Source organism: Prochlorococcus sp. MIT 1306, assembly GCF_047304515.1.
In the GTDB taxonomy this organism is placed as follows: Bacteria; Cyanobacteriota; Cyanobacteriia; order PCC-6307; family Cyanobiaceae; genus Prochlorococcus; species Prochlorococcus marinus_D.
In genome coordinates, this window is record NZ_CP138959.1 from 1,718,227 (window position 1) to 1,742,610 (window position 24,384).

A 24,384-nucleotide genomic window follows, 5' to 3' on the forward strand; every position below is an offset into this window, starting at 1 on the left:
TTTTCCCCTTAGAACCCATGGCACTCAAGGAAAGGCTCGGCACCGTCGTCAGCGACAAGATGGACAAAACAGTAGTGGTAGCGGTGGAAAACCGCTACCCACATCCCATCTACCAGAAGACGGTCAGCCGAACCACCCGTTATAAAGCCCACGACGCTGGTAACACCTGCCGTGTCGGTGATCGCGTTCGAATCACTGAGACACGCCCTATCAGTCGATCAAAGCGTTGGACGGTTGCTGAAGTCCTCAGCCAAAGTCCCAAAGCTCAAGAGGTCTCCACATGATTCAGCAGGAATCCTTCCTCACTGTTGCCGATAACAGTGGCGCCAAGCGAATCCAATGCATCCGTGTGCTGGGCTCAAACCGTCGCTATGCCCATGTAGGCGACGTCATCGTGGCAGCCGTAAAAGACGCGATGCCGAATATGAGCGTCAAGAAATCCGAGGTCGTCAAAGCTGTGGTGGTGCGCACAAAAGCAACCCTGCGCCGAGATACTGGCAACTCGATTCGTTTCGACGACAACGCTGCAGTGCTCATTAACGAGGACAAAAACCCTAGAGGCACTCGTGTTTTTGGGCCGGTGGCTCGGGAACTTCGCGAGCGCAACTTCACCAAAATCGTATCCCTCGCTCCGGAGGTGATCTGAAATGCCTATCGCAACCCCCAAACAAAAAAACACTCAGCGCATCAAGATGCGCATCCATAAAGGGGACACCGTCCAAGTCATCACAGGCAAGGACAAAGGAAAAACTGGCGAAGTGCTACGCACTCTGCCCATAGAGAACCGCGTGATTGTGCAGGGCGTCAACATTCGCACCCGTCACGTCAAACCCACCCAAGAGGGAGAAAGCGGCAGGATTGTCACAGAGGAAGCGTCCGTTCACGCCTCCAACGTGATGCTCTATTCCAATAACAAAAAGATCGCCAGTCGTGTGGCGCTGGTTGTCGAAAAAGACGGCAGCAAAAAACGCCGCCTCAAAAAAACCGGAGAGTTGATCGACTAAGTCACAGCTCCAGCCATAGAACCCTGGGCCATCTAAATCACAATTTCCAGCCCACCAACTTCCCTTTCTTCCCAATCCCCGATCTTCTGACCACGTCCAGAAGAACCCTTCCACCAAGCCATGTCACTCAAACAGCGCTACCGGGAGACCATTCAGCCCAAACTGCTGAAGGATCTAAGCCTCTCGAATATTCACGAAGTCCCCAAGGTGCTAAAAATCACCGTCAACCGAGGGCTCGGTGAGGCCGCCCAAAACGCAAAGTCCTTGGAGGCCTCAATTACTGAACTGGCTACTATCACTGGCCAGAAAGTTGTCGTGACTAGGGCCAAGAAGGCCATCGCTGGCTTCAAAATCAGGCAGGGAATGCCCATAGGTTGCGCCGTCACACTCCGCGGAGAGCGGATGTATGCCTTCCTGGAGCGCCTGATCAATCTTGCACTGCCCAGAATCCGGGACTTCCGAGGTGTCAGCCCAAAAAGTTTTGACGGCCGTGGAAACTACACCCTTGGAGTGAGGGAGCAACTCATCTTCCCTGAAATTTCCTTCGACAAGATCGATGCCATCAGGGGTATGGACATCACCATCGTGACCAGCGCCCGTACGGATGAAGAGGGCCAATCCCTCCTCCGAGAGATGGGAATGCCGTTCCGCAGCAATTAAGCCCTCTTCGGAGACGACTGAACTATGGCCAACCACGATCCAATCTCAGACATGCTCACCCGCATCCGCAATGCGAGTGAAAAACGTCACCAAACCACCCGCGTTCCTGCCTCCCGCATGTCACGCAGTATTGCCAAAGTCCTACAACAAGAGGGCTTCATCTCTGAAATCAGCGAAGAAGGTGAAGGTGTACGCACCCATCTAGTCCTCGAATTGAAGTACAGCGGCAAACACCGCCATCCCACCATCCGCTCAATGCAGCGGGTGAGCAAGCCAGGCCTGCGCATCTACAAGAACACCCGTGCCCTGCCCAAAGTCCTTGGTGGCCTTGGTATGGCAATCATCTCCACTTCCAAAGGCGTGATGAGCGACCGCGATGCCCGCAAACAGGGCGTTGGCGGAGAAGTGCTCTGTTACGTGTACTGACCCGGAACCTGAACCATGTCTCGTATCGGTAAGAATCCCATCCCCATCCCCGACAAGGTGGCTGTAACCCTTGATGGTCTTGCAGTCAGCGTGAAGGGCCCCAAAGGAGAACTGAGCCGCACCCTTCCCGAAGGCGTCAGCGTCAGTCAGGTGGAGAACACAATTGTGGTTACACCCACAAGTCAGAAACGTAAGTCGCGTGAGCGACACGGTCTCTGTCGCTCGCTTGTCGCCAATATGGTTGAAGGGGTGAGCAAGGGCTACACGCGCAAACTAGAACTCATCGGTGTGGGCTCACGTGCACAAGTGAAAGGCAAAAAGCTTGTCGTGAGTGCAGGTTTTAGCCACCCGGTAGAAATGGACCCCCCCGAAGGAGTCACCTTTGCAGTAGAGAACAACACCAAGGTCACCGTCTCAGGTGCAGACAAGGAACTGGTGGGCAATGAAGCTGCAAAGATCAGAGCCATTCGTCCACCTGAGCCCTACAAAGGCAAGGGGATCAGATACGAAGGCGAACGCATCCTGCGCAAAGCCGGCAAATCCGGCAAGAAATAGAGGTCTGCCTGACTTCCCTCCTCATTACCCACCATGTCTAACCTCTCCCGAAAGCAGCAGACCCAGAAGCGCCATCGGCGCCTGCGGCGCCATCTCAATGGCACCGCCCAGCGTCCGCGACTGGCTGTATTTCGCTCCAACAACCACATCTATGCCCAGGTTATTGATGACGAAGCCCAAAACACCCTTTGCGCCGCCTCGACTCTCGACAAGGACTTACGCACCAGCCTTAAAGCCGATGGCAGCAGCTGTGACGCCTCCAATGCCGTCGGGGACTTAGTCGCAAAACGCGCCCTCGCCAAGGGCATCCAACAGGTGGTCTTCGATCGCGGCGGCAACCTGTACCACGGCCGAGTGAAATCCCTCGCCGATGCCGCCCGGGAAGCGGGCCTTCAGTTCTGATCCCTGCTCTCACCATGACCCAACCCAACACCCAGACCACCCCCAATGACGTCCCCGCAGCTGCGGAAGGTCAACAACAAGAACAGCAACAGCAACAGCAACGCCGTGGCGGTGGGCGTGAGCGCAGAGGTGGCGGACGCCGTGGCGACCGCCGAGGCCAAGAGCGTGATTCGGAATGGCAAGAACGAGTCGTTCAGATTCGCCGCGTCTCCAAAACCGTAAAAGGTGGGAAAAAGATGAGTTTCCGGGCCATTGTGGTTGTAGGCAACGAGCGTGGCCAAGTGGGTGTTGGAGTCGGCAAAGCCGGCGATGTGATCGGTGCTGTTCGCAAGGGTGTCGCTGATGGCAAGAAGCACCTGGTCAAGGTTCCTCTCACTCGCCACAACTCCATCCCCACCCTTTCCAACGGACGCGAAGGTGCTGCCAACGTGCTAATCCGCCCCGCTGCCCCAGGAACAGGGGTCATTGCAGGCGGTTCAATTCGCACAGTTCTGGAACTAGCAGGAATCAAAAACGTTCTAGCCAAGCGTCTCGGCAGCAAAACCCCTCTAAACAATGCCAGAGCTGCCATGGTGGCTCTAGCAAGTCTCCGCACCCATAAGGAGACCGCAAAGGAACGGGGGATCTCCCTCGAGCAGATCTACTCCTGATTCCCCTATGACTACTCTTCGACTCGACTCTCTCAAAGCCAACGCAGGTGCAAGGCGCCGCAAAATGCGTAAAGGTCGCGGTATTGCCGCTGGCCAAGGAGCAAGCTGTGGTTTCGGCATGCGCGGCCAAAAGTCCCGATCTGGTCGCCCTACCCGCCCAGGCTTCGAAGGCGGGCAGATGCCTCTCTATAGGCGCGTACCCAAACTCAAACACTTCACAACAGTGAACTCAAAAGAGTTCACTGTTGTGAACGTAGCGGCCCTCAATGAGCTCAAGACGGGTAGCACCATCAATCTCGACACCCTTGTCAAAAATGGTGTTGTCACTAGTCCTAAACACCCTTTAAAGGTACTTGGAAATGGAGAGCTCAAAGTCAAGCTGACCATTCAGGCAGCTGCATTCACAGCTACAGCCCGCAACAAGATCGAAGCCGCTGGCGGCACATGCGAAATCCTTGACTGAAGCGATGCCAAGTCAATACAACTGCCTGTCTATGGTCTGAGCAGTCCGACGAGTCTTCGGTCAACGGACTGCTTTATTGCTTCAAACCCACCCAATCCCTTCCCTCAATGCTCGTCAGTCGGGGTCGCAACCCCAGTGCCGCTGAAGTCATCAGCCAATTGGTGCGCAACCCAGAGCTGCGCGGCAGAGTGCTGACAACCCTGGGATTACTTCTGTTTATTCGCCTCGGCATCTACATCCCAATGCCAGGTATTGATCGGGAGGCCTTTCAGAGCTTTCTGCAACAGGGAGGGCAACTGATCGGATTTCTAGACATTTTCACCGGTGGAGGCATCTCCACCCTGGGGATTTTCGCTCTTGGGATCCTCCCATTCATCAACGCCTCAATCATTCTCCAGTTACTCACAGCAGCCCTGCCCCAACTCGAGGACCTGCAAAAAAACGAAGGCGAGGCTGGTCGCCGCAAGATCGCACAGATCACCCGCTATGTAGCCCTTGGCTGGGGTCTAGTTCAAAGTGTGATTTTTGCCCTAATCCTTCGCCAGTACGCCGTGGAAGGTCTCAGCGAGGTCGTCTTTGTCGTGCAGACAGCCCTGGCATTAGTAACAGGCTCCATGATCGTGATGTGGATGAGCGAAATCATCACTGACCGAGGGATTGGTCAAGGGGCCTCCCTTGTGATCTTCCTGAACATCGTTGCCACCCTGCCAAAAGCACTGGCTTCAACCATTGAAAAAGCACAGACCGGTGATCGCGGCGATGTGGTGGGCATCATTGTGCTCGTGATGGTTTTCCTAATGACAATCGTTGGGATCATCTTCGTGCAGGAAGGATCCCGCCGCCTGCCGATTGTGAGCGCAAAACGACAGATAGGTGGAACCAATTTGCTACCAAACCGCCAGAGTTATCTACCTCTGAAGCTGAATGCCGGTGGTGTGATGCCAATCATCTTTGCTTCTGCACTGATCTTTCTACCAATCACCATTGCGAACTTCACCAAAAACCCTTTACTCATAAGGGCTGCAAGCACTCTTAACCCAGGTGCCGCTAATCCATGGCCCTATGCCTTGGTGTTTTTCGCGCTGATTGTCGGCTTTTCTTACTTTTACGCCTCACTCACCATCAATCCAATAGACATCGCCACAAACCTCAAACGGGGAGGCGTGGCTATCCCAGGAGTGAGGCCAGGCAGTGCTACAGCGAACTACCTATCCGGGGTTCAGAACCGACTGACCTTACTGGGCGGATTGTTCCTCGGTGCAGTTGCAATCATTCCCGCCGCGGTGGAACGCGCCACCAACGTTCAGACCTTTCAAGGCCTCGGAGCCACCTCACTGCTGATCCTTGTAGGTGTTGCCATCGACACCGCAAAACAAGTTCAGACCTACGTGATCTCTCAACGCTACGAAGGCCTTGTCCGCCAATGAACGATTCCCTACTTCGCCTGCAAGCCCTTTTTTGCCATCCATGAAGCAACGTCTCCTATTCCTAGGCCCCCCCGGCGCAGGCAAAGGAACCCAGGCTGAACGTCTCTGCGCAGCCCATGAATTAATGCACCTATCTACTGGCGATCTACTGCGTGCTGAGGTCGGCGCCAAAACACCCCTTGGTCAGGAGGCTGCTGCTGTTATGAACCGAGGCGAGCTAGTAAGCGATGAGTTGGTGCTCGCCATCGTCGAGAACCAACTCAAGAACCAAAGTGGTGGTTGGCTCTTGGATGGTTTTCCACGCACCTTGATCCAAGCCACAGCACTCGAACCCTTACTTAAGGAACTCAAGCAACCAATTGAGGCTGTTGTACTACTGGAACTCAACGATGCAGTGTTAATTGAACGGTTAATTTCCCGAGGCCGCAGTGATGACAACGAAAGCGTGATTCGTAATCGCCTTGAGGTCTACCGCGAAAAAACAGCCCCCCTCATCGACCATTACCGCCAACAAGGACTGCTGCAAACAGTGGAAGCCCAAGGCAGTATCGAATCAATCGCTATCAGCATCGAGAAATCCCTATGTTGACCTGCATGGTAGGGTTGCCGTTTGGAAATTTGGAGAGCCACACTCCATGAAGGTGCGTGCCTCGGTCAAGAAAATGTGTGAGAAATGCCGGGTGATCCGCCGCCACGGCAGGGTCATGGTGATCTGCTCCAACCCTAAGCACAAGCAGCGTCAGGGATAACTCCCTGTTCCTCATTGGTGATTGAACAGCCCTGAATTGGGCCGTCAATCATCACCAACCTTTCTCGCCACCATCGGCGACCCCTATCCCCCCTCGATTAACTGCTAAGTGGCACGGATTGCTGGCGTAGACATACCCCGTGACAAGCGGGTTGAAGTTGCACTCACCTACATCTATGGAATTGGTCTAACCCGAGCCAAAACCATCCTGGCCAAATCTGGCGTCAATCCGGACATCCGAGTCAAGGATCTGGAAGATGGAGATGTGCAGAAGCTGCGTACGGCCTTAGAAGCCTTCACGATTGAAGGAGACCTTCGACGCCAAGAGGGCATGGCCCTCAAGCGACTGCAAGATATCGGTTGCCTTCGCGGACGTCGACACCGCATGAGCCTCCCAGTTCGCGGTCAACGCACCAGAACCAATGCACGTACCCGTCGCGGTGCACGCAAAACCGTGGCTGGCAAGAAAAAATAAGCACCATCTACTTGAGCTGCCCAGGCAGACCCTCCCAAAACCGTATCTACCAGGCCCCAGCCCATGGCCAAACCCACCAAAAAGACAGGTTCCAAGAAGACCAAGCGCAACGTCCCCAATGGGGTTGCGCATATTCAGAGCACCTTCAACAACACGATCGTCTCAATCACCGATACAGCTGGGGAAGTTATCGCCTGGTCATCTGCTGGAGCCAGTGGCTTCAAGGGTGCTCGTAAAGGCACACCCTTCGCTGCTCAAACTGCAGCTGAAGCTGCAGCCCGTAGAGCTCTCGAACAGGGCATGCGCCAGATCGAGGTACTAGTCCGTGGACCAGGCTCCGGCCGTGAAACCGCCATCCGCGCCCTGCAGGTGGCAGGCCTCGAAATCACTCTTATTAGAGACGTCACCCCACTCCCCCATAACGGTTGCCGTCGGCCCAAACGCCGGCGCGTCTGAACCGCGTTTCACTCCCTAGCTCCTGCCCTCTCGCCCCGCTTCAGACCGTGCTGCAATACCAGATCGACCGGATCGAGCATCAAGTTGCCGATGATCGCGCCCAAACAGGCGTCTTCCTCATTGGACCGCTCGAACGCGGGCAAGCCACCACGCTTGGCAATTCCCTCCGCAGGGTGCTGATGGGGGGCCTTGAGGGCAGCGCCATCACCGCCGTGCGTATAGCAGGTGTCAACCACGAGTACGCGACCATCCCAGGAGTCCGAGAGGATGTGCTCGACATCCTGCTGAACTGCAAACAGCTCTCGGTAAACAGTCGAACAAGTGAACTAGAGATTGGGCGACTTGTGGTTACCGGCCCCGCTCAGGTCAAAGCTAAAGACCTGCAATTCTCCTCGCAAGTCCAAGTGGTGGATGGGGACCGCCAAATTGCCACTGTGCATGAGGGTCACAGCCTTGAGTTAGAAGTGCATGTTGAGCGAGGGATCGGTTACCGGCCCGTTGATCGCCACAATGAAGATATCAGCGCCATTGATCTACTGCAGATCGATGCTGTGTTCATGCCCGTCCGTCGGGTGAACTTCACCATCGACGAGACTGCCGTCGCAGAAGGAGGCTCTACCCGCGAGAGGCTGCGCATAGAAATTGTCACCGATGGTTCAACCACACCAGATGATGCACTTGCAGAGTCAGCCAACCAACTGATCGAACTCTTTCAGCCCCTTGCCACCGTCACCATGGTGGAAGAGCCTGGCCTGGAGCCCGAACCTTCCGCTGAATCACAGATCCCCCTTGAAGAGCTCAACCTCTCTGTAAGGGCTTACAACTGCCTCAAGCGAGCCCAGGTGAACTCAGTGTCTGACCTGATGGGCTTCAGCTATGAGGACCTGCTTGAGATCAAGAACTTCGGTTCTAAGTCTGCAGACGAGGTCATCGAAGCCCTAGAGCGCATCGGCATCTCAATTCCTCAGAGCCGTACCAGCGCCTAACTCTTTTCACCTTCCCGCCCGGCCCCACCGAGAACCATGCGTCACCAATGTCGAGTCCCAAAGCTTGGGCGCCCAACTGATCAACGCAAAGCCATGCTTCGCGGTCTGACCACTCAACTCATCCGTGAAGGCAGAGTCACAACAACCAAAGCCAGAGCCAAAGCCCTTCGGGACGAGGCCGAACGCATGATCACTCTGGCCAAGAACGGCAGCCTGGCATCAAGACGCCGCGCAATCGGATACATCTACGACAAGCAACTGGTCCATGCGCTTTTCGACAAGGCCCAAGACCGTTATGGCGATCGTCAAGGCGGCTATACACGCATCATCCGCACGGTGCCTCGCCGCGGCGACAATGCTGAGATGGCAATCATAGAGTTGGTCTAAAGCCTGGGAACAGTGACAACATGCTGGACTGATCAGCAATGTTCCCAAACCCAAAAGTCGAACCGCCAAAAAGTACGCCAGTTCGACGTATTGGCCTCAGCTTGCAATATGAAGGTTCAAACTTTTGCGGTTGGCAGCGTCAACCTCAAGCGGTGAGCGTGCAACAAGTTCTTGAAGAGGCTATCTCCCAGCTAGATCCTCAGAGGCCTATTCAGGCCGTTGCAGCAGGCCGCACAGATGCTGGTGTCCATGCAGCGGGCCAAGTTGTGCACTTCGACTGCTGTGGCCCGATCCCAGCTGAAAGCTGGGCACCTGCTCTAAACGGACGACTACCCAGCACGATTCGTGTGCGGGAAGCAGTGGCACGCCCAGCTACCTGGCATGCCTGTCATTCAGCCACATACCGAAGATATCGCTACACGATCTACAACGGTCGGCGACCCAATCTGTTCCTGGCCCCCTGGAGCTGGCACCGCTACCACGTTCGCCTTGATGAAACCGTGATGCAAGTGGCTCTAGAGGGACTCCTGGGGCTGCAAGACCTCAGCGCTTTTCAACGGACTGGCAGTCGACGAGCCCATGCCCGCACCACAGTTCAGGAGGTGATGGTTGAGCGGCAGGGAGATTTAATAGTGATTGAGATCCAAGCCAGTGGCTTCCTCTATGGCATGGTGCGACTGTTGATGGGCCAATTGGTGGCCTTAGGCGAACACCGACTTAATGTTGAGGCCTTTGAGCGGCGCTGGAAGGAGAAACGCCGTCAAGAAGTAAAAGAAGCGGCACCAGCTCAGGGTCTTTGCCTCCTGCGTGCAGGATACGAAGAAGACATTTTCTCTAAAGGAGGTTGGTATGACTGCCAACCGCGCTATTCCCTCGGAGCAAATGATCCTCCTTTGGATCCTCCATCTGCACCGGAGTCAAGCTGAACTCCCACCACCAAGCCTCACCCCTAGGGCAAACACAAGGGCTTCGCGAGCCATTCCATGAGTGATCTTTTTGGATTTGCTCCCATGAAAGGCTAAAGTTGAAGATCGAGCTTGATCAGGCTCAGTCCTAAATGTGCCTGATGCTCCCTGCCCAGCACTATCCCTTGCGATAGTGCATCTCCGAACCGGCATGCCGGCGTGATGAACAAGACCTCCGTTCCCTCAATTGATTCGATCGAACGCCAGTGGTTTCTGGTGGATGCAGAGAATCAGACACTCGGCAGACTTGCTACTGAGGTGGCCTCCGTGCTGCGCGGCAAGAACAAGCCAAGCTTCACCCCTCACCTGGATACCGGTGACTTTGTTGTGGTGGTCAATGCGGACAAAATCAGAGTCAGCGGCAACAAGGCAAATCAAAAGCTCTACCGCCGTCACTCTGGCCGTCCAGGAGGGATGAAGGTTGAAACCTTCCAAGCCTTGCAGGATCGTCTACCTGAACGCATCGTCGAAAAAGCCATTAAAGGGATGCTTCCTCACAACGCCCTTGGCAGACAGTTGTTCCGCAAACTCAAGGTCTACCGCGGCCCGGAACATCCCCATTCCGCCCAGAGACCCCAAACCCTTCAGCTCAATCCCGCCGCTTCATCGCAATGAGCAGTTCCAATAACAGCGTTGTCTACTGGGGCACTGGCCGCCGCAAGACCTCAGTTGCCCGCGTTCGCCTTGTCCCTGGCACTGGCACGATCACCATCAATGGACGCCCCGGTGACCACTATCTGAACTTCAATCCCGCCTATCTCGCGGCAGTGAAAGCACCCCTGCAAACCCTTGGTCTAAACGAGCAATACGACGTCCTCGTCAACGTTCACGGAGGTGGACTCACCGGCCAAGCCGACGCCATCAAACAGGGTGCGGCACGAGCCCTGTGTGAGTTATCAGCAGACAACCGTAAACCGCTCAAAACTGAAGGCCATCTCAGCAGAGACCCCCGCGCCAAGGAACGTCGCAAGTACGGCCTCAAGAAAGCTCGCAAAGCTCCTCAGTTCTCCAAGCGCTGATCCTTCGCCCCTCCTACTTGTACCTGACTGCCATCTCCTGATCCTGATATGCCTAAACCTGATATTCATCCCAACTGGTATCCCGATGCAAAGGTGATCTGCAATGGAGAGGTGGTGATGACCACCGGGTCCACCCAACCAGAACTCCACGTTGATGTGTGGAGTGGTAATCACCCCTTCTTTACCGGTACCCAGAAAATCCTTGATACAGAAGGACGTGTGGATCGCTTCATGCGCAAGTACGGCATGGGCAGTGCCGATGCTGCTGCGGATGAAAAAACCCCAGACTCCAAAAACAACAACAAGGACAACAACACCTCTAAAGAAGACTGAGCTGTTGTCCTCAAAGACTTCGCCGGGTGCCAAAAACATCCGCTGTTGATGGGTATGGACTCTTCAACCCTCATCACTCGGCTGGAAACAGCCAAGACGAGTTTTCAAAGTCTGGAGCGCCAGCTAGCTGATCCCGATGTGGCAGCTGATCCCAAACTTCTTGAAAGTATTGCGCGAGAAAGAGCACGACTGGAACCCCTCGTACTCGATTTTGAAGCGCTCCAGCATGTTGAGCAGGAATGGGAAGAGACCAAGCAGCTACTACGAGAAAGTAGGGGTGATGAAGACATGGAGTCTTTAGCCCAGGAAGAGTTGCAACAACTAGAGGCCCGCAAAACAGTCTTAGTGAGACGCCTCACCCTGGCCCTACTCCCAAGTGATCCACGAGATCAACGCAGCGTCATGCTCGAGATCCGCGCCGGTGCAGGCGGAAACGAAGCCTGCCTATGGGCAGGTGATTTAGCCCGCATGTATGAGCGCTACGGTCAACGCATTGGCTGGTCAGTCCAACCGTTGAGTGCAACAGAGGCCGATTTGGGGGGATTCCGTGAGCTAATCCTCTCAATCAAAGGCGATGCCGTCTTCAGCCAACTGAAATTCGAAGCCGGCGTGCATCGAGTTCAACGGGTTCCTACTACAGAATCCCAAGGTCGTGTGCACACCTCCACAGCAACAGTGGCCGTGATGCCAGAAGCTGATGCGGTGGAAGTGCAGATCGATCCCAGCGAACTAGAAATCAGTACTGCTCGCTCAGGCGGGGCTGGCGGACAAAATGTCAACAAGGTTGAAACGGCAGTGGACCTGCTACACAAGCCCACCGGTATCAGGGTGTTCTGCACCCAGCAACGCTCCCAACTGCAGAACCGAGAACGTGCCATGGAAATCCTGAGAGCGAAGTTACTGGAAAGACAAATTGCCGAAGCCAACGCGCGTGAAAGCTCAACGAGAAGAGCCCAAGTGGGAACTGGCGACCGCAGCGAAAAGATCCGCACCTACAACTACAAAGACAATCGCACCACTGACCACCGATTAGGACGCAATTTCTCCCTCGAGCCAGTGCTGACTGGCCAGCTGGAAGAGTTGATCGGCGCCTGCATTGCCGAAGAGCAACGCCATCAACTCGAAGAACTCAGTCATCAGGAGGAAGGCTGACGTTGAGGCTGGTATCACCAGAGCCCCAGCCGATTACATACTTTTCCCACTCGCTGTGTCGGCCCGAGTGAATCTGTCGAGTCGCCTCAAAACTGAGACTGCTGAGTGGTCGCCGCGGCAACCGAAGCAGAGGCATTTCAGCCTCCTGAGGAGTACGACTGCCCTTACGTACATTGCAAATCAAGCAAGCCGTGGTGACGTTTTCCCAGGTATCGCTGCCTCCACGGCTGCGAGGGATCACATGATCTATGGAGAGTTTCTCTCCTTGGTAACCGCAGTATTGGCAACAATGACCATCGCGAAAAAACACATTTCGACGCGTCAGGGGCAATTGCCGAAAAGGCACCCGAACAAAATGCCGCAACCGAATCACCGTAGGGAGCATGGTGTCCTCGCGAATCATGCGTGAGGAATCCTGTTCCAGGCTCTCCGCCTTGCCCTTGAACATCATCACCAGGGCGCGTCGCCAGGTGGTGATGTTCAAGGGCTCATAGGACGCATTGAGTACGAGAACCTGGCTCATGCCAGCCCCCTGATTAAGCGCCATGCTAACGACACCCCAAGGGTGAGGTCATTCCCTTGTTTACCCTGCCAGCATGCGAGACCTGATCGCCCCACACGGTGATCTGCCTAGGGGCACAAACCCTGAGCAGATGGCAAAAGCCGATCCACGTCAGCGCGCCTGGGTGGAAGTTAATCCTGCAGCTGTGGAAGCCAATTGCCGCAGCCTTCGGAGACACCTTTGTGAAAGTTGTGCCCTGATGGCCGTGGTGAAAGCTGATGGCTATGGCCATGGCGCTGTAACCGTAGCCCGAGCCGCCTTGCAAGGAGGAGCAAAAAGCCTTGGAGTAGCAACCCTCCAAGAAGGAATTGAGCTTCGTCAAGCCGGCCACAATGCCCCAGTGCTTGTGCTAGGCAATCTCACCCATAGCGAAGACCTGAAAGCTTGCCTTCATTGGCAACTCATGCCCACCCTCAGCAGTATGCGAGAGGCTCTTCTCTGCCAAAACCTTGCAGATGGCAGCGGCCGGCAATTCAGGATTCAGCTCAAAATCGATACTGGGATGACCCGCCTCGGCTGCGAGTTAAAGGAAGCTCCCAGGCTGGTGGAGGCGATAGGCCACCTCAATCAACTCGAATTAAAGGGTATCTATAGCCATTTAGCCCTGGCAGATGGGGATCTCCAAGGTGAAGCCGCAATGGTGACGGATCAGCAGCAGCAACACTTTGAGGCGGTGCTAAGAACGCTGCCAGAGCAACAGAATGGATTTATGCGGCACCTTGCCAACTCCGCCGGCACCCTTCGCGATCGCAGACTCCACTACGACATGGTGCGCGTTGGTCTTGCTCTGTATGGCCACAGCCCCAACCTGCAACTACAAGGGAAAGTAGATCTTCAGCCAGCTCTCAGCGTCAAAGCAAGGGTGACACTGATAAGGGATGTGCCTGCAGGAGTGGGAGTGAGTTACGGCCATCGCTTCACCACACGTCGCCCCAGTCGCCTAGCAGTCGTAGGAATCGGCTATGCCGACGGGGTTAGCCGATCCCTATCAGGCCAAATCTCTGCAATAGCCGATGGTCAGCTTCTCCCCCAGGTTGGCGCCATCACCATGGATCAACTCGTGCTTGATGCCACAAATCACCCCGACCTAGAGGTGGGAAGCATCGTGACCCTCCTAGGCAAGGACGGCGACGCCTGTATTACACCACAACAATGGAGTGATCTCAGTGGATCAATTCCATGGGAGGTGCTCTGCAGCTTCAAACATCGACTACCCAGACTGGTGATTTGACACCAAACCCAGACAACTAAAACAAAGCACTAGATGTGGGTATTGGTAGGGTATGTAGGCCGCTGGAGAGGTGGCCGAGTGGTTGAAGGCGGCTCCCTGCTAAGGAGTTACAGGAGGCAACTCTTGTCGAGGGTTCGAATCCCTCCCTCTCCGTTGAAAATCAGTTTCCGAGAGTGCCAGGCACTCCTCAAACGGCTTTAATCAACTGCCATCAAACAGTTACTGGGTGTCAAATGGATTTGCGCCATTTGGACCAGCGGCGAGCTTGTGTTGTCCAAGAAGCTGTCCAGTAATCAGCAAGAATTTTTCTTAGTGGCGTGGCAAATCGCTTTGATTGCAAAGGCATGCAAGGAATTCATTGTCCAATTCTGCGTAACGTTCAGCGAAAGGCTCTCCAGCTCGACAAAAGCAGGCAATGAACACATCTAAAAAGCTTATTTTTTTGCTCAACTAACCAAGCTGGGATTGAAAAGCATTAAACCTCGAACAAATTCTCTACCGTTTTACCCCTCTAAAGGCGATTTGTTAAATGGGGCATAGCAGGAGGATTTACCTTCTCTACTTAAACATCTAGACTCCAAAGCATGTGTGAGCATTTGGCTTCAAGCATAATATATATAGACTTCCTCCAAACTAATCCCGCTTCAACCGACTTGATTGAATCGATCTACTCAAGCCCCGCCAAACTAGAAAGGTGGGCGTACTTTTAAAAAGATAAAAGGATATAAACTCAATAGGTCACTTGCCATTAAAGGCTTTATCTATATAGGCAAATATAATTTAGGCATGCACTGCCTGTCTTGTACCGCTTTCACTCAAATTCAACTTTTTATCGCTTAGTTTACTTAGAGGCCTCAATTCTTTTAACCCTATAACTTGCTGAGTTCGCGAGCTATTGCCGGCAAGAGGGTTGTGTCATTAGCTCGGTCCCTTCCTTGAGTGAAGACCACCAAAAGCATCGGTCTGCCTCCTTGTAAAGACCACCAAGCCGCATCATGACGAGCCTGACTCATCCAGCCAGCCTTACTCCACAAAAGGGATCCCACCGGCAAACCTTCTCCAAGAAATCCATCCACCTGATTCTCTGGATCAGCCTTGCGCTGCATGAGATCAATAGACCTTGAAAGAAGCTGACGCAAGCGCTTGCAGGCCAACGGAGACACCAAAGCATCAGTCATCACTGACTCAAGCAGGCGAGCTGTAGCTGCGGTGGTTAACGCATTGCGATTACCGAGACCTACGCCATAAAAATCTCGCTCTCGACCATAAGGTCCATCACCCCAGGTCTTCTGGCAACAGTTCACCTTTTCCAACTCTTCCCAGCCCAACCCTTGCAGCCAGTCGTTCACCAGGTGCCGCTGCTGCTGCCAAGTCTGCCAGCATTCTCCAAGCAGCGATGGGCCGCTTGTCGTGCCGGTAAGCAAATCCAACACAAGGCTGGTGGCGTCATTACTCGAATCAGCAATCATGTCTCGCATCGCCCGACGAAGCTCATCGGCCTCTGGCAACAGGTCCCGCTGGAGCCATGCCTCAGCAGCAAGGGCATAGACAAGCTTGACCACACTGGCAGGGAAAAGAATGCGCTGATCCGACCAACCGGCCCCCGAACCACTGCCGGGAGTTGGATCAGAACAGTCATAACGAACCCAACTGATCGCCACGCTGTTATGAAGGCCAGGGCGCCTCTCTGCCGCCAATCGATCTAACAGCCCCGTTAGCTGAGCCTGCATAGCACTATCGGGGCGGTAGAACGCCATTGCTAATCACTTCAGGCAATGCCGACCCTAGGCACCCCAATCACCACTGACCTTCTTGCTCCAGGCAGCTGCTGGCAACTGCAAAAGGGAGTCAACGGTTATGCCGGTGTCGAAGGAGCAGGTCTGGCCACCCAGGCGGCCGCAGGCCGAAGCTTTGAAGTGCTCGATGCAGCGAAGCCCAACAAATATCAACAGCCAGTAACACGGCTACGGGTGCGGCTACTGGAAGACGGATACCCCTGCTGGCTTGATCTGCGCGAAGTGAACGGCCAGATCATTCAACGGGGGAGCTGGCGACCTCAACTGCTTGTCATCAGAGAGATCCGGCAACGACTAGCGGCTGTGATGACCTGGGTGGAGGCAGCAGCCAACCAGCCAAACACTTACTTATGGGGCGGCAGCATCGGGCCAAATTTTGACTGCTCCGGCCTTGTACAGACCGCCTTTGCTAGTCAAGGCATCTGGCTGCCGCGCGACGCCTATCAGCAGGAAAGGTTCTGTACGCCAATAACTGTGCAACCTGACAACACCAAACAACTCCGACCTGGAGATCTGATTTTCTTCGGCAGTCGCCAACACTGCAGCCACGTTGGCCTATATAGAGGCAACGGAAGCTACTGGCATAGCTCCGGCCAAGAGCATGGTCGCAACGGCATCGGTTGCGATCGACTGCCTGCCCACGACACCCATCCAGTGGCCTGCTACTACCGAGCTGAGCTGCGCGGGGCGGGGCGAGTGGAACACTGCCATGACGGCACCACTCTCCCCTGAAGGGCAGCGCCTAAATTGCTCTCTACTGCGGAAGGCCTCCGGCATGACCTCGCCCATGGACCTCTCAGTCGTAGTACCCCTCTTCAACGAAGAGGAAAGCCTGCCACAGTTGGTAGATCAACTCCTTGCAGCCTTACGCCCTACTGGTGAAACCTTCGAGCTAGTGCTCGTGAATGATGGCTCCACCGACGGCACCGCCAAGGTGCTGGAGCAGCTAAGTATTAAAACGCCAGAACTGGTGGGCGTACTTCTACGCAAAAACTATGGCCAAACAGCTGCTATGTCAGCAGGATTCGACGTATCACAAGGCGAGGTGATTGTGTGCCTGGATGGCGATCTACAGAACGATCCCGCAGATATCCCACTACTACTTGAAAAGTTGAATGAGGGATACGACCTCGTAAGCGGCTGGCGTCATCAACGCCAGGACCCTGCCCTACAGCGCAAGCTGCCCTCAAAAATTGCCAATCGCCTGATCGGACGCTTCTCCGGTGTAAGGCTGCATGACTACGGCTGCTCACTAAAGGCCTACCGCAAAGAAATCCTCAGCGACATGCGTCTCTATGGCGAGCTACATCGCTTTCTACCCGCACTGGCATCGATAGAAGGCGCAAGGATCACTGAAGTAAAGGTGCACCACCGTGCACGCCAATACGGCAGCAGCAAGTACGGAATTGATCGAACCTTCCGTGTGTTGATGGACCTTTTCACCGTTTGGTTTATGAAGCGCTTTTTGACCCGACCGATGTACTTCTTCGGCTTTGGTGGACTAGTGGCAATGAGCGGGAGCCTGCTGACGAGTATGTATTTACTGGCGATCAAGCTGATGGGAGAAGACATTGGCAACCGCCCACTACTCACCATGGCCGTGGTACTCGGCCTGACGGGAGTCCAATTGTTCTGCTTTGGACTACTAGGCGAGCTGCTGATGCGCACTTACCACGAAAGCCAAGGACGACCGATCTACCGCATACGGGCGACGTTGCGCGGCGGCGGAACATCCTGAATTAGCTCTGCACGCGGTTTGCCTCGATAGCAATCAAGCGCTGCCGCTGCAGCAGCCACAACACGGCCATCGGAGTCGTGCAGCCCCTGCCGCAACAGTGACATAACTGAAACATGACCCCAGAGGCCTGCCAGGGTCACAGCCTCTAATCGTTGATCAGGGCCTGCAGCCATGGCCTCACGTAACTGCCTTTGCAGAGCAAGGCGTTCAAGAGACGTAGCCGGCGAATTCCATGTAACCGGACTCTCAAGGGCTAACGAAGTGGAATCCTCAGATCCCTGCCATTGAGGCTTGACTAGGGTTAGCTGAACACGATTCAAAGCAGCCACGCTGCTGGCGTCAGTACTGCTCAGCAGGAGCTTGCGAGGGCGTCTACCCAAACCCCAGAGCACCAGGGTGAGAGCTAAAACAGCAGCACCAGCAAACAGTTGATTCATTGAAAGATGGCTCGTTGAAACGGCGGTAACCGATGATGAGCCCGATAGTGATGGATTGAACTTTTATGTCGCCAACAGGGCCTGAATAGGCCCTGTTCAAAGGCGATCTATACAGTAGCTATGGAACCTTTGGCTGACGCCATGACAAGTGATTTTGCTGCCACCTGGCTGCCTGCGGTGTTTGTACCCCTGATTGTGCTAGTGACACCGGCAATTTTCATTGTCCTAGTGGGTCGCCATATCACAGCTACCGACTGAGCTGTAGACGCTTAACCCCAGCCAACCGACTCCCCTAATACCGAATGACTGACGAGAACCTGCCCCTAGGCCCAAAGACGCTCAACGAAAAGTACCGTGACCGAGGGCACGTAGAAGAGTGGGCTGTGCAGCCTGCTGCTGACCCATGCGTCGGAAACCTGGCCACTCCAGTCAATAGTGGCTACTTCGTGAAAGCCTTAGTCAACAATCTTCCCCTCTATCGCGAGGGTATTTCTGCAAACTTCCGCGGCTTGGAAACTGGTGCCGCGATCGGCTACTTCATTTACGGTCCCTTCCTTGTAATGGGTCCGTTAAGAACGACCGATTTTGCTACAACCGCAGCTTTATTGGCAACAGTTGGAGCAGTGCATATCCTTACTGCTCTTTTAGTGCTTTACAACGTCCCCGGCAAGGCACCCACCGTGCCACCCCCGGACGTCACTGTTGCCAACCCTCCTGCCGACCTGTTCACAAGGAAAGGCTGGGCCGACTTCACGAGTGGCTTTTGGCTGGGTGGCTGCGCGGGCGCAGCCTTTGCATGGTTCCTATGCAACACTTTGCACATGCAACCACTGCTGAATGTTCCCATGAATGTCTGGGCTTCTTAAGAATCAAGAAACTTTCAGATCATCTAAATCGAAAAGTAGAAAACCTTCTCCTGGGGTGGCTTGACTGCTTCCCCAGGTTTTTTATTGCTTCAAGAATGCCAAGTCATGCTGAAAGGCCAATGATTAAAGGTGTTTCAAGGCTGAAATATGAAACCTGCCTCTAGCCCTCATAAACCAATCAATTTAAGGATTTTCCGCCTCGCCAAGGCGAGGCGGAAAATCCCCACCAAACTTCAAAATCACAGGCATTGATAAAAAGTCACTAAGAAAATTGTGGTGAGCCTAGAGACTCGTATGAGGTTAATAGACAATTAGAGGCATTGGAGTCTCCTCAAAGCAAGCAAATTTGCAGAACAAATGGGCCTGCATTCGCATCTTGGTAAGCGCCAATACAAAGAGAGATGAAAGCCTAATCCAAGCAAAACCACCTAACAAGATTCCCTGAGCCAACTTGTATACACAGAACGGATTAACTCATAGACAAGATAGCCCATAGAAAGCGAATAAAAAGAAGCCCTCTGTCGGAAATGAACAAACTTTTGACGGCTTTCAATTGGCATCCTCTTATCAATTAATCCAGCCAAAAGCCAACACTTTGGCTAGGTAATTTCAAAGAATTTGATAAACCATTTTCATGGCATTACTTGCCCAATAAGGTGTTTTACCAGCCAATACTCAAAGGACAAATGCATCCAACAAAGCAAGAAAAAACCCCGTCAGGCAAAACCTGACGGGGAATATCTTTGTGCCGATGAATCGACTAACTAGCTAGCGAGGGGGATGTTATCCAAACTTGCTAGCTGTAGATGCAATCACAAAGGCACCGAACGTAAATATGTTGCCCACTGCAAAGTGAGTCACACCAACGAGACGGGCCTGCACGATCGAAAGAGCTACTGGCTTATCACGCCATCCAACCAGGTTGGCAATCGGAGAACGCTGATGAGCCCAAACGAGAGTCTCGATCAGCTCCTGCCAATAACCCCTCCATGAGATCAGGAACATGAATCCTGTTGCCCAGACCAAATGGCCTGCAAGGAACATGTATGCCCAAGGGGAGAGATTATTAATCCCGAATGGGTTGTAGCCATTGATGATCTGAGAACTATTGATCCAGAGATAATCCCTGAACCAACCCATTAAGTGGGTACTGGACTCATTGAACTGAGCCATGTTGCCCTGCCAAGCAGCAAGGTGCTTCCAGTGCCAGTAATAAGTTGCCCAAGCAATGGTATTCAGTGCCCAGAAAATGGCCATATAAGTGGAGTCCCACGCAGAGATGTCGCAGGTGCCGCCACGTCCAGGGCCATCACATGCAAAGGCATAGCCGAAGTCCTTTTTATCGGGCATCAGCTTGGAACCTCTTGCATCAAGTGCACCCTTGATCAAGATCAATGCAGTGGTGTGAAGGCCCAATGCAATGCCATGGTGAACCAGGAAGTCTCCTGGACCAATAGGCATGAAGTTGGAAACCTCAGGACTTGCATTAATCAGATCCATCCAGTAGTGATCCCCAGGCATCCCAGCCGCAGCCAAGGAGGGGGCACTATTTGCATTCGCAAGCAGCACATCAAGGCCATACATGACCTTGCCACTAGCGGCCTGAATGAACTGAGCAAAGATGGGCTCAACAAGGATCTGCTTTTCGGGGGTTCCGAAAGCAATCACCACATCGTTATGGAGATACAGCGCCAGGGTATGGAAACCGAGGAGCATGCAAACCCAGCTCAAGTGACTGATCAGTGCTTCTTTGGTTTCTAAGACCCTTGCAAGAACATTGTCCTTGTTGGCCTCAGGGTCATAGTCACGAACAAAGAAGATTGCTCCGTGAGAGAAGGCACCGCACATCAGGAAGATGGCGATGTACTGATGGTGGGTGTAAAGAGCTGCCTGAGTGGTGTAGTCCTGCGCAATGAAGGCATACGAGGGCAAAGCACCCATGTGATGCGCTACAAGACTGGCTGCTGTACCTAGACAGGCAAGAGCAAGACCCAGTTGGAAGTGCAGGGAGTTGTTGATCGTATCGGTGATGCCGGTGTGACTAAGACCGTAGTGACCGATTTTTTCTCGAAAACCATCCTTATGAGGATCATTAGGATGACTTGTGTTGTGACCATCGGTAATTTCCTTAAAGGTATGGCCAATACCGAAACTGTTCCGGTACATGTGGCCACCGATGATCATGAAGACACCGATCGCAATGTGGTGATGCGAGATGTCAGTCAGCCAAAGCGCACCACTCTGTGGATGAACACCACCTAGGAAAGTAAGGATGGCCGTGCCAGCGCCTTCAGAAGTACCAAAGGCATGATTCAAAGAATCAGGATTCTGTGCATAGGCTCCCCAGTTTCCTGTGAAGAATGGGGTCAACCCTTCAGGGTGTGGGAGAACTGTGAGGAAGTTGTCCCAACCGACGTGCTGACCACGTGATTCAGGAATGGCCACGTGAACGAGGTGACCAGTCCAGGCGATGTTGGTGAAACCGAACAGCACTGCGAGGTGATGATTCATCATCGCCTCAGCGTTCTTGAACCACGCCAGCGAAGGACGGAACTTTGGCTGTAAATGCAGCCAGCCACCGAACAAGAGCCAGGCAACCAGGATGTCAATGAAGATGGCGCCCTGGTAAAGCTCTGTATTGGTGCGCATTCCGATGGTGTACCACCAGTGGTACAAACCGGAATAGCAAATGTTTACTGGACGGGAAGCACCCGCTTGAGTCAAAGCATCACTGATGCCTTGACCAAAGTGAGGATCCCAAATTGCGTGGGCAATAGGTTGAACATTTTGTGGGTCGGCGACCCACTGTTCAAAGTTGCCCTGCCAGGCGATATGGAACAGGTTTCCTGCAACCCATAGGCCAATAACAGCCAGATGACCGAAATGGGTAGAGAACAGCTTTTGGTAAAGCCGTTCTTCGGTCATGCCGTCGTGGCTCTCGAAGTCGTGAGCCGTGGCTATGCCGTACCAAATACGGCGGGTTGTAGGGTCCTGTGCCAGACCCTGGCTGAACGAAGGAAATTTCGTTGCCATGTGGGGAAAGGTCAGGAAAGGTCAGCCGAGCCCAAGAAGGCGGGCATGGAAGAAGGCCCAGGTGGTCACAATGCCACCAAACAGGAAGTGGGTTACACCAACTGCACGGCCCTGCGTAATAGAAAGTGCCCGGGGCTGGATGGTGGGAGCAAGCTTGAGCTTGTTATGAGCCCAGATAATGGATTCAAATAGCTCCTGCCAGTAGCCACGGCCGCTGAACAAGAACATCAAGCTAAAGGCCCACACGAAGTGGCCACCAAGGAATAACAGGCCATAGCCACTTAAGCCAGTGCCGTAGCTCGTGAGCACCTGTGAGGACTGAGCCCATAGGAAGTCACGGAACCAACCATTCACAGTGATGGCGCTTTGAGCAAAGTTGCCAGAAACGAGATGAGTCACACTCCCGTCTGAATTGACAGTGCCCCATACATCGCTTTGCATCTTCCACGAGAAGTAGAAGATCACCATCGATAGGGAGTTGTACATCCAGAACAGGCCTAGGAACACGTGGTCCCAAGAGGAAACCTGGCAGGTACCACCACGACCTGGGCCATCGCAAGAGAAGCGGAAGCCAAGATTCGCCTTGTCAGGAACAAGACGGGAACTGCGAGCAAAAAGCACACCCTTAAGAAGGATGAGGCAAGTTACGTGAATGGTGAAGGCATGAATGTGGTGAATCATCAAGTCGGCTGTTCCCAAGGGAATAGCCATCAGAGCCACCTTGCCGCCAACTGCTACAACGCCTCCGTTGAATACATCACTAACTGCACCTGGCAGACCTGTTGTCGTGCCAACCACAGATGATGTGCCAATTGAAGACGCCCAAAGGCTTTGAATCCATTGAGCCAAGACAGGCTGCAACTGGATTGCAGAGTCGCTGAACATGTCTTGGGAACGACCCAAAGCACGCATGCTGTCGTTGTGTATATAAAGTCCGAAGCTGTGGAAGCCAAGGAACATGCACACCCAGTTGAGGTGACTGATAATGGCGTCACGCGCCTTAAACATGCGGTCAAGCACGTTATCGACGTGAACAGAGACGTCATAGTCACGAATGACTGCGATGCCAGCGTGAGCTGCTGCTCCGCAAATCATCAAACCACCAATCCACATGTGGTGTGTGAATAGCCCAAGAACGGTTGGGTAATCAGTCGCTAGGTATGGATATGGAGGTAGAGAATACATGTGGTGTGCCACCACGATGCTCCCTGAACCAATGCATGCCAGGTTTACTGCCAGCTGAGCATGCCAGCTGTTGGAAAGGAACTCGAAGAGACCTTTATGCCCATTGGGAGCTGGGAATAAAAGGGGATCACCCTTTACGTTCCCCATGATCTCTTTCATGCTGTGGCCGATACCGAATCTTGAGCGGTATACGTGGCCACCAAACATCAAAAAGACAGCCCATGCCAAATGGTGGTGAGCAACGTCAGTACTCCATAGAGCACCTGTTACAGGATTCACTCCTCCGTTGTTGGTGAGAAAATCACTAAAGGCCCACCAATTAGCCGAGAAAAAATTCCCGATGCCTGAAGCAAGACCTGGATAAATCTGGCCAACGAGATCAGCGTTGTAGAGCTCGTGGGGCAGAGGAATATCCGCTGCAGTGGCAATAGTCTTGCCATCAAGCACCATTGGAGTGCCTGCATCTATGGCATCCAATAGGGCGTTGGTGGGGTTGGCCACATGGATCAAGTGACCTGTCCAACCAAGAGAGCCCAAGCCAAACAGACCAATCTGATGGTGCTGAAGCATCGACTCAATCTTCTTAAACCACTCAAGCTTTGGAGCTGCTTTGTGGTAGTGGAAGATTCCACCATGGAGAACAAGGCCAGCCATGATTAGGGCACCAGTTGCAAGAGCCATGAGCTCTGTCTCACTGGTGATGCCCCAGGCCCTCCACATTTGGAAAATGCCGGAGGTGATCTGGATGCCGTTAAAACCGGCACCCATATCAGCATTCATGATTTCTTGACCGACGATTGGCCAAACGACCTGCGCACTTGCTTTCACGTGCGTGGGGTCGGCTAGCCAGCCGGAGTAGTTGGAAAAGCGGGCACCGTGGAAGAAGGCACCGCTCATCCAAATAAACACTATGGCCAAATGGCCGAAGTGCGCCGAAAAGATCTTCCGGCTGGTTTCTTCCAGATCCCCAATGTGGGTATCGAAGTCGTGGGCGTCAGCGTGGAGGTTCCAAATCCAGGTTGTGGAGTTTGGTCCCTTAGCGAGGCTTTTCGAGAAAAATCCGGGTTGTTCGAATTTTTCGAAGTCGGCTGGAACGTGGTCCCGGTCGACTGGTTGATCGTAAATAGGCTTCGCTTTTTCCCCACGCTCTGGTGGGCTGATGGTCATCGAGAGGTTCCTCGAGGGACGGGATCGAGGTGGAGGGCCACCCCTTCGACAGGCCCAAGGGCTTGCCGGGGCCCCGGAGACACCACCACCGAAGTGGTGCTGATACCGGGCGCCAGCACAAGTCGAAAGTCGAAACTCAGACTCACACTGGAGCTATGGGCCCCTACAAGGGGACCGCTTCGAGAAGCATAAAGCTGAGCACCACTCACTACGACAGCAAGTAACAAATGTTCTATCCGGTCGCTAATCAGTGGGGGCCTG

The 24,384-nt window shown here is 53.8% G+C and carries 32 protein-coding genes and 1 tRNA gene; 27 read left to right on the top strand and 6 right to left on the bottom strand.

What is annotated here, in order from left to right:
* The first annotated feature begins 17 nt into the window (after nt 1-17).
* The 21 genes from rpsQ to prfA all read left to right on the top strand — a co-directional run bounded on the left by rpsQ (nt 18) and on the right by prfA (nt 12,108).
* Complete coding sequence (rpsQ, locus tag SIB74_RS08680) at nt 18-284, top strand: 30S ribosomal protein S17 (RefSeq protein WP_063396911.1); 267 nt, start codon at nt 18-20, stop codon at nt 282-284.
* Entirely contained in the window at nt 281-646 is a 366-nt protein-coding gene (gene rplN, locus SIB74_RS08685; protein WP_011131109.1) for a 50S ribosomal protein L14, read from the top strand. The genes rpsQ and rplN overlap by 4 nt, the downstream gene beginning before the upstream one ends.
* Before the next feature lies 1 nt (nt 647).
* On the top strand, nt 648-1,004 hold the full coding sequence (gene rplX / locus SIB74_RS08690; protein ID WP_063396910.1) for a 50S ribosomal protein L24: 357 nt from the start codon (nt 648-650) through the stop codon (nt 1,002-1,004).
* 120 nt (nt 1,005-1,124) lie between these two features.
* Nucleotides 1,125-1,664, top strand: a complete 540-nt coding sequence (gene rplE, locus SIB74_RS08695; RefSeq protein WP_011131111.1) for a 50S ribosomal protein L5 — start codon at nt 1,125-1,127, stop codon at nt 1,662-1,664.
* A gap of 24 nt (nt 1,665-1,688) precedes the next feature.
* The gene (gene rpsH / locus SIB74_RS08700) at nt 1,689-2,090 is read left to right on the top strand and encodes a 30S ribosomal protein S8 (protein ID WP_011131112.1); all 402 of its coding nucleotides are present in this window, start codon (nt 1,689-1,691) and stop codon (nt 2,088-2,090) included.
* A gap of 15 nt (nt 2,091-2,105) precedes the next feature.
* Nucleotides 2,106-2,645 carry a 50S ribosomal protein L6 gene (rplF, locus tag SIB74_RS08705; protein ID WP_063396909.1) on the top strand — a complete coding sequence of 180 codons (540 nt, stop codon included), beginning with the start codon at nt 2,106-2,108 and terminating at the stop codon, nt 2,643-2,645.
* Between the two features lie 33 nt (nt 2,646-2,678).
* Entirely contained in the window at nt 2,679-3,047 is a 369-nt protein-coding gene (gene rplR / locus SIB74_RS08710) for a 50S ribosomal protein L18 (protein ID WP_011826919.1), read from the top strand.
* A gap of 14 nt (nt 3,048-3,061) precedes the next feature.
* Entirely contained in the window at nt 3,062-3,697 is a 636-nt protein-coding gene (gene rpsE / locus SIB74_RS08715) for a 30S ribosomal protein S5 (protein WP_063396908.1), read from the top strand.
* A 7-nt stretch (nt 3,698-3,704) separates the two neighbouring features.
* Complete coding sequence (rplO, locus tag SIB74_RS08720; protein ID WP_063396907.1) at nt 3,705-4,160, top strand: 50S ribosomal protein L15; 456 nt, start codon at nt 3,705-3,707, stop codon at nt 4,158-4,160.
* Nucleotides 4,161-4,267: 107 nt separating this feature from the next.
* Nucleotides 4,268-5,587, top strand: a complete 1,320-nt coding sequence (gene secY, locus SIB74_RS08725; protein ID WP_063396906.1) for a preprotein translocase subunit SecY — start codon at nt 4,268-4,270, stop codon at nt 5,585-5,587.
* Between the two features lie 40 nt (nt 5,588-5,627).
* Complete coding sequence (locus tag SIB74_RS08730) at nt 5,628-6,176, top strand: adenylate kinase (RefSeq protein WP_063396905.1); 549 nt, start codon at nt 5,628-5,630, stop codon at nt 6,174-6,176.
* 46 nt (nt 6,177-6,222) lie between these two features.
* The gene (gene rpmJ, locus SIB74_RS08735) at nt 6,223-6,336 is read left to right on the top strand and encodes a 50S ribosomal protein L36 (protein WP_011826924.1); all 114 of its coding nucleotides are present in this window, start codon (nt 6,223-6,225) and stop codon (nt 6,334-6,336) included.
* 108 nt (nt 6,337-6,444) lie between these two features.
* Complete coding sequence (gene rpsM / locus SIB74_RS08740; protein ID WP_063396904.1) at nt 6,445-6,810, top strand: 30S ribosomal protein S13; 366 nt, start codon at nt 6,445-6,447, stop codon at nt 6,808-6,810.
* Nucleotides 6,811-6,873: 63 nt separating this feature from the next.
* Nucleotides 6,874-7,266, top strand: a complete 393-nt coding sequence (gene rpsK, locus SIB74_RS08745) for a 30S ribosomal protein S11 (RefSeq protein ID WP_011826926.1) — start codon at nt 6,874-6,876, stop codon at nt 7,264-7,266.
* Between the two features lie 47 nt (nt 7,267-7,313).
* Entirely contained in the window at nt 7,314-8,252 is a 939-nt protein-coding gene (locus SIB74_RS08750; RefSeq protein WP_063396903.1) for a DNA-directed RNA polymerase subunit alpha, read from the top strand.
* Nucleotides 8,253-8,288: 36 nt separating this feature from the next.
* A complete protein-coding gene (gene rplQ, locus SIB74_RS08755) occupies nt 8,289-8,639 on the top strand; it encodes a 50S ribosomal protein L17 (protein ID WP_011131123.1) in 351 nt (116 codons plus the stop codon).
* 38 nt (nt 8,640-8,677) lie between these two features.
* The gene (gene truA, locus SIB74_RS08760; protein WP_063396902.1) at nt 8,678-9,565 is read left to right on the top strand and encodes a tRNA pseudouridine(38-40) synthase TruA; all 888 of its coding nucleotides are present in this window, start codon (nt 8,678-8,680) and stop codon (nt 9,563-9,565) included.
* Between the two features lie 201 nt (nt 9,566-9,766).
* Entirely contained in the window at nt 9,767-10,219 is a 453-nt protein-coding gene (gene rplM, locus SIB74_RS08765) for a 50S ribosomal protein L13 (RefSeq protein WP_011131125.1), read from the top strand.
* Nucleotides 10,216-10,623 carry a 30S ribosomal protein S9 gene (rpsI, locus tag SIB74_RS08770; protein ID WP_011826929.1) on the top strand — a complete coding sequence of 136 codons (408 nt, stop codon included), beginning with the start codon at nt 10,216-10,218 and terminating at the stop codon, nt 10,621-10,623. The genes rplM and rpsI overlap by 4 nt, the downstream gene beginning before the upstream one ends.
* Before the next feature lie 48 nt (nt 10,624-10,671).
* Entirely contained in the window at nt 10,672-10,956 is a 285-nt protein-coding gene (gene rpmE / locus SIB74_RS08775) for a 50S ribosomal protein L31 (RefSeq protein ID WP_063396900.1), read from the top strand.
* Nucleotides 10,957-11,010: 54 nt separating this feature from the next.
* A complete protein-coding gene (prfA, locus tag SIB74_RS08780; protein ID WP_063397012.1) occupies nt 11,011-12,108 on the top strand; it encodes a peptide chain release factor 1 in 1,098 nt (365 codons plus the stop codon).
* On the opposite strand, the gene SIB74_RS08785 is transcribed toward prfA, so the two are convergent.
* Complete coding sequence (locus tag SIB74_RS08785; protein ID WP_063397013.1) at nt 12,086-12,631, bottom strand: HNH endonuclease; 546 nt, start codon at nt 12,629-12,631, stop codon at nt 12,086-12,088. The two genes, prfA and SIB74_RS08785, sit on opposite strands and share 23 nt — an antisense overlap.
* A gap of 73 nt (nt 12,632-12,704) precedes the next feature.
* Here SIB74_RS08785 and alr point away from each other — a divergent pair, with 73 nt between their 5' ends.
* Together alr and SIB74_RS08795 are read left to right on the top strand one after the other, a co-directional pair.
* A complete protein-coding gene (alr, locus tag SIB74_RS08790) occupies nt 12,705-13,901 on the top strand; it encodes an alanine racemase (RefSeq protein ID WP_063396899.1) in 1,197 nt (398 codons plus the stop codon).
* A gap of 64 nt (nt 13,902-13,965) precedes the next feature.
* Nucleotides 13,966-14,054: transfer RNA gene (locus SIB74_RS08795), tRNA-Ser, on the top strand.
* Nucleotides 14,055-14,770: 716 nt separating this feature from the next.
* Here SIB74_RS08795 and SIB74_RS08800 read toward each other — a convergent pair.
* A complete protein-coding gene (locus SIB74_RS08800) occupies nt 14,771-15,658 on the bottom strand; it encodes a serine hydrolase (RefSeq protein WP_063396898.1) in 888 nt (295 codons plus the stop codon).
* A gap of 18 nt (nt 15,659-15,676) precedes the next feature.
* Between SIB74_RS08800 and SIB74_RS08805 the strand changes: the two genes are divergently transcribed.
* Both SIB74_RS08805 and SIB74_RS08810 read left to right on the top strand, forming a co-directional pair.
* Complete coding sequence (locus tag SIB74_RS08805; protein ID WP_063396897.1) at nt 15,677-16,429, top strand: C40 family peptidase; 753 nt, start codon at nt 15,677-15,679, stop codon at nt 16,427-16,429.
* Between the two features lie 43 nt (nt 16,430-16,472).
* A complete protein-coding gene (locus tag SIB74_RS08810; RefSeq protein ID WP_063396896.1) occupies nt 16,473-17,435 on the top strand; it encodes a glycosyltransferase family 2 protein in 963 nt (320 codons plus the stop codon).
* Here the strand turns inward: SIB74_RS08810 and SIB74_RS08815 are convergent.
* The gene (locus SIB74_RS08815) at nt 17,393-17,872 is read right to left on the bottom strand and encodes a hypothetical protein (protein ID WP_063396895.1); all 480 of its coding nucleotides are present in this window, start codon (nt 17,870-17,872) and stop codon (nt 17,393-17,395) included. The genes SIB74_RS08810 and SIB74_RS08815 overlap by 43 nt on opposite strands.
* A gap of 141 nt (nt 17,873-18,013) precedes the next feature.
* On the opposite strand from SIB74_RS08815, the gene SIB74_RS08820 reads away from it, so the two are divergent.
* Both SIB74_RS08820 and SIB74_RS08825 read left to right on the top strand, forming a co-directional pair.
* Nucleotides 18,014-18,130 carry a photosystem I reaction center subunit VIII gene (locus SIB74_RS08820; RefSeq protein WP_011131134.1) on the top strand — a complete coding sequence of 39 codons (117 nt, stop codon included), beginning with the start codon at nt 18,014-18,016 and terminating at the stop codon, nt 18,128-18,130.
* 44 nt (nt 18,131-18,174) lie between these two features.
* Nucleotides 18,175-18,738 carry a photosystem I reaction center protein subunit XI gene (locus SIB74_RS08825; protein WP_011131135.1) on the top strand — a complete coding sequence of 188 codons (564 nt, stop codon included), beginning with the start codon at nt 18,175-18,177 and terminating at the stop codon, nt 18,736-18,738.
* 783 nt (nt 18,739-19,521) lie between these two features.
* Here SIB74_RS08825 and psaB read toward each other — a convergent pair.
* The 3 genes from psaB to SIB74_RS08840 are packed head-to-tail and all read right to left on the bottom strand — an operon-like array spanning nt 19,522 to nt 24,350.
* On the bottom strand, nt 19,522-21,771 hold the full coding sequence (gene psaB / locus SIB74_RS08830; RefSeq protein WP_011826945.1) for a photosystem I core protein PsaB: 2,250 nt from the start codon (nt 21,769-21,771) through the stop codon (nt 19,522-19,524).
* Between the two features lie 21 nt (nt 21,772-21,792).
* The gene (gene psaA / locus SIB74_RS08835; protein ID WP_063396894.1) at nt 21,793-24,123 is read right to left on the bottom strand and encodes a photosystem I core protein PsaA; all 2,331 of its coding nucleotides are present in this window, start codon (nt 24,121-24,123) and stop codon (nt 21,793-21,795) included.
* Nucleotides 24,120-24,350, bottom strand: a complete 231-nt coding sequence (locus SIB74_RS08840) for a hypothetical protein (protein WP_063396893.1) — start codon at nt 24,348-24,350, stop codon at nt 24,120-24,122. Before SIB74_RS08840 ends, psaA begins: the two co-directional genes overlap by 4 nt.
* Nucleotides 24,351-24,384 lie beyond the last annotated feature (34 nt).

Coding starts and splice junctions, on each gene's coding strand:
- rpsQ (WP_063396911.1), top strand. CDS start 18: ATGGCACTCAAGGAAAGGCTCGGCACCGTCGTCAGCGACAAGATGGAC.
- rplN (WP_011131109.1), top strand. CDS start 281: ATGATTCAGCAGGAATCCTTCCTCACTGTTGCCGATAACAGTGGCGCC.
- rplX (WP_063396910.1), top strand. CDS start 648: ATGCCTATCGCAACCCCCAAACAAAAAAACACTCAGCGCATCAAGATG.
- rplE (WP_011131111.1), top strand. CDS start 1,125: ATGTCACTCAAACAGCGCTACCGGGAGACCATTCAGCCCAAACTGCTG.
- rpsH (WP_011131112.1), top strand. CDS start 1,689: ATGGCCAACCACGATCCAATCTCAGACATGCTCACCCGCATCCGCAAT.
- rplF (WP_063396909.1), top strand. CDS start 2,106: ATGTCTCGTATCGGTAAGAATCCCATCCCCATCCCCGACAAGGTGGCT.
- rplR (WP_011826919.1), top strand. CDS start 2,679: ATGTCTAACCTCTCCCGAAAGCAGCAGACCCAGAAGCGCCATCGGCGC.
- rpsE (WP_063396908.1), top strand. CDS start 3,062: ATGACCCAACCCAACACCCAGACCACCCCCAATGACGTCCCCGCAGCT.
- rplO (WP_063396907.1), top strand. CDS start 3,705: ATGACTACTCTTCGACTCGACTCTCTCAAAGCCAACGCAGGTGCAAGG.
- secY (WP_063396906.1), top strand. CDS start 4,268: ATGCTCGTCAGTCGGGGTCGCAACCCCAGTGCCGCTGAAGTCATCAGC.
- SIB74_RS08730 (WP_063396905.1), top strand. CDS start 5,628: ATGAAGCAACGTCTCCTATTCCTAGGCCCCCCCGGCGCAGGCAAAGGA.
- rpmJ (WP_011826924.1), top strand. CDS start 6,223: ATGAAGGTGCGTGCCTCGGTCAAGAAAATGTGTGAGAAATGCCGGGTG.
- rpsK (WP_011826926.1), top strand. CDS start 6,874: ATGGCCAAACCCACCAAAAAGACAGGTTCCAAGAAGACCAAGCGCAAC.
- rplQ (WP_011131123.1), top strand. CDS start 8,289: ATGCGTCACCAATGTCGAGTCCCAAAGCTTGGGCGCCCAACTGATCAA.
- truA (WP_063396902.1), top strand. CDS start 8,678: ATGTTCCCAAACCCAAAAGTCGAACCGCCAAAAAGTACGCCAGTTCGA.
- rplM (WP_011131125.1), top strand. CDS start 9,767: ATGAACAAGACCTCCGTTCCCTCAATTGATTCGATCGAACGCCAGTGG.
- rpsI (WP_011826929.1), top strand. CDS start 10,216: ATGAGCAGTTCCAATAACAGCGTTGTCTACTGGGGCACTGGCCGCCGC.
- rpmE (WP_063396900.1), top strand. CDS start 10,672: ATGCCTAAACCTGATATTCATCCCAACTGGTATCCCGATGCAAAGGTG.
- prfA (WP_063397012.1), top strand. CDS start 11,011: ATGGACTCTTCAACCCTCATCACTCGGCTGGAAACAGCCAAGACGAGT.
- SIB74_RS08785 (WP_063397013.1), bottom strand. CDS start 12,631: ATGAGCCAGGTTCTCGTACTCAATGCGTCCTATGAGCCCTTGAACATC.
- alr (WP_063396899.1), top strand. CDS start 12,705: ATGCGAGACCTGATCGCCCCACACGGTGATCTGCCTAGGGGCACAAAC.
- SIB74_RS08800 (WP_063396898.1), bottom strand. CDS start 15,658: ATGGCGTTCTACCGCCCCGATAGTGCTATGCAGGCTCAGCTAACGGGG.
- SIB74_RS08805 (WP_063396897.1), top strand. CDS start 15,677: ATGCCGACCCTAGGCACCCCAATCACCACTGACCTTCTTGCTCCAGGC.
- SIB74_RS08810 (WP_063396896.1), top strand. CDS start 16,473: ATGACCTCGCCCATGGACCTCTCAGTCGTAGTACCCCTCTTCAACGAA.
- SIB74_RS08815 (WP_063396895.1), bottom strand. CDS start 17,872: ATGAATCAACTGTTTGCTGGTGCTGCTGTTTTAGCTCTCACCCTGGTG.
- SIB74_RS08820 (WP_011131134.1), top strand. CDS start 18,014: ATGACAAGTGATTTTGCTGCCACCTGGCTGCCTGCGGTGTTTGTACCC.
- SIB74_RS08825 (WP_011131135.1), top strand. CDS start 18,175: ATGACTGACGAGAACCTGCCCCTAGGCCCAAAGACGCTCAACGAAAAG.
- psaB (WP_011826945.1), bottom strand. CDS start 21,771: ATGGCAACGAAATTTCCTTCGTTCAGCCAGGGTCTGGCACAGGACCCT.
- psaA (WP_063396894.1), bottom strand. CDS start 24,123: ATGACCATCAGCCCACCAGAGCGTGGGGAAAAAGCGAAGCCTATTTAC.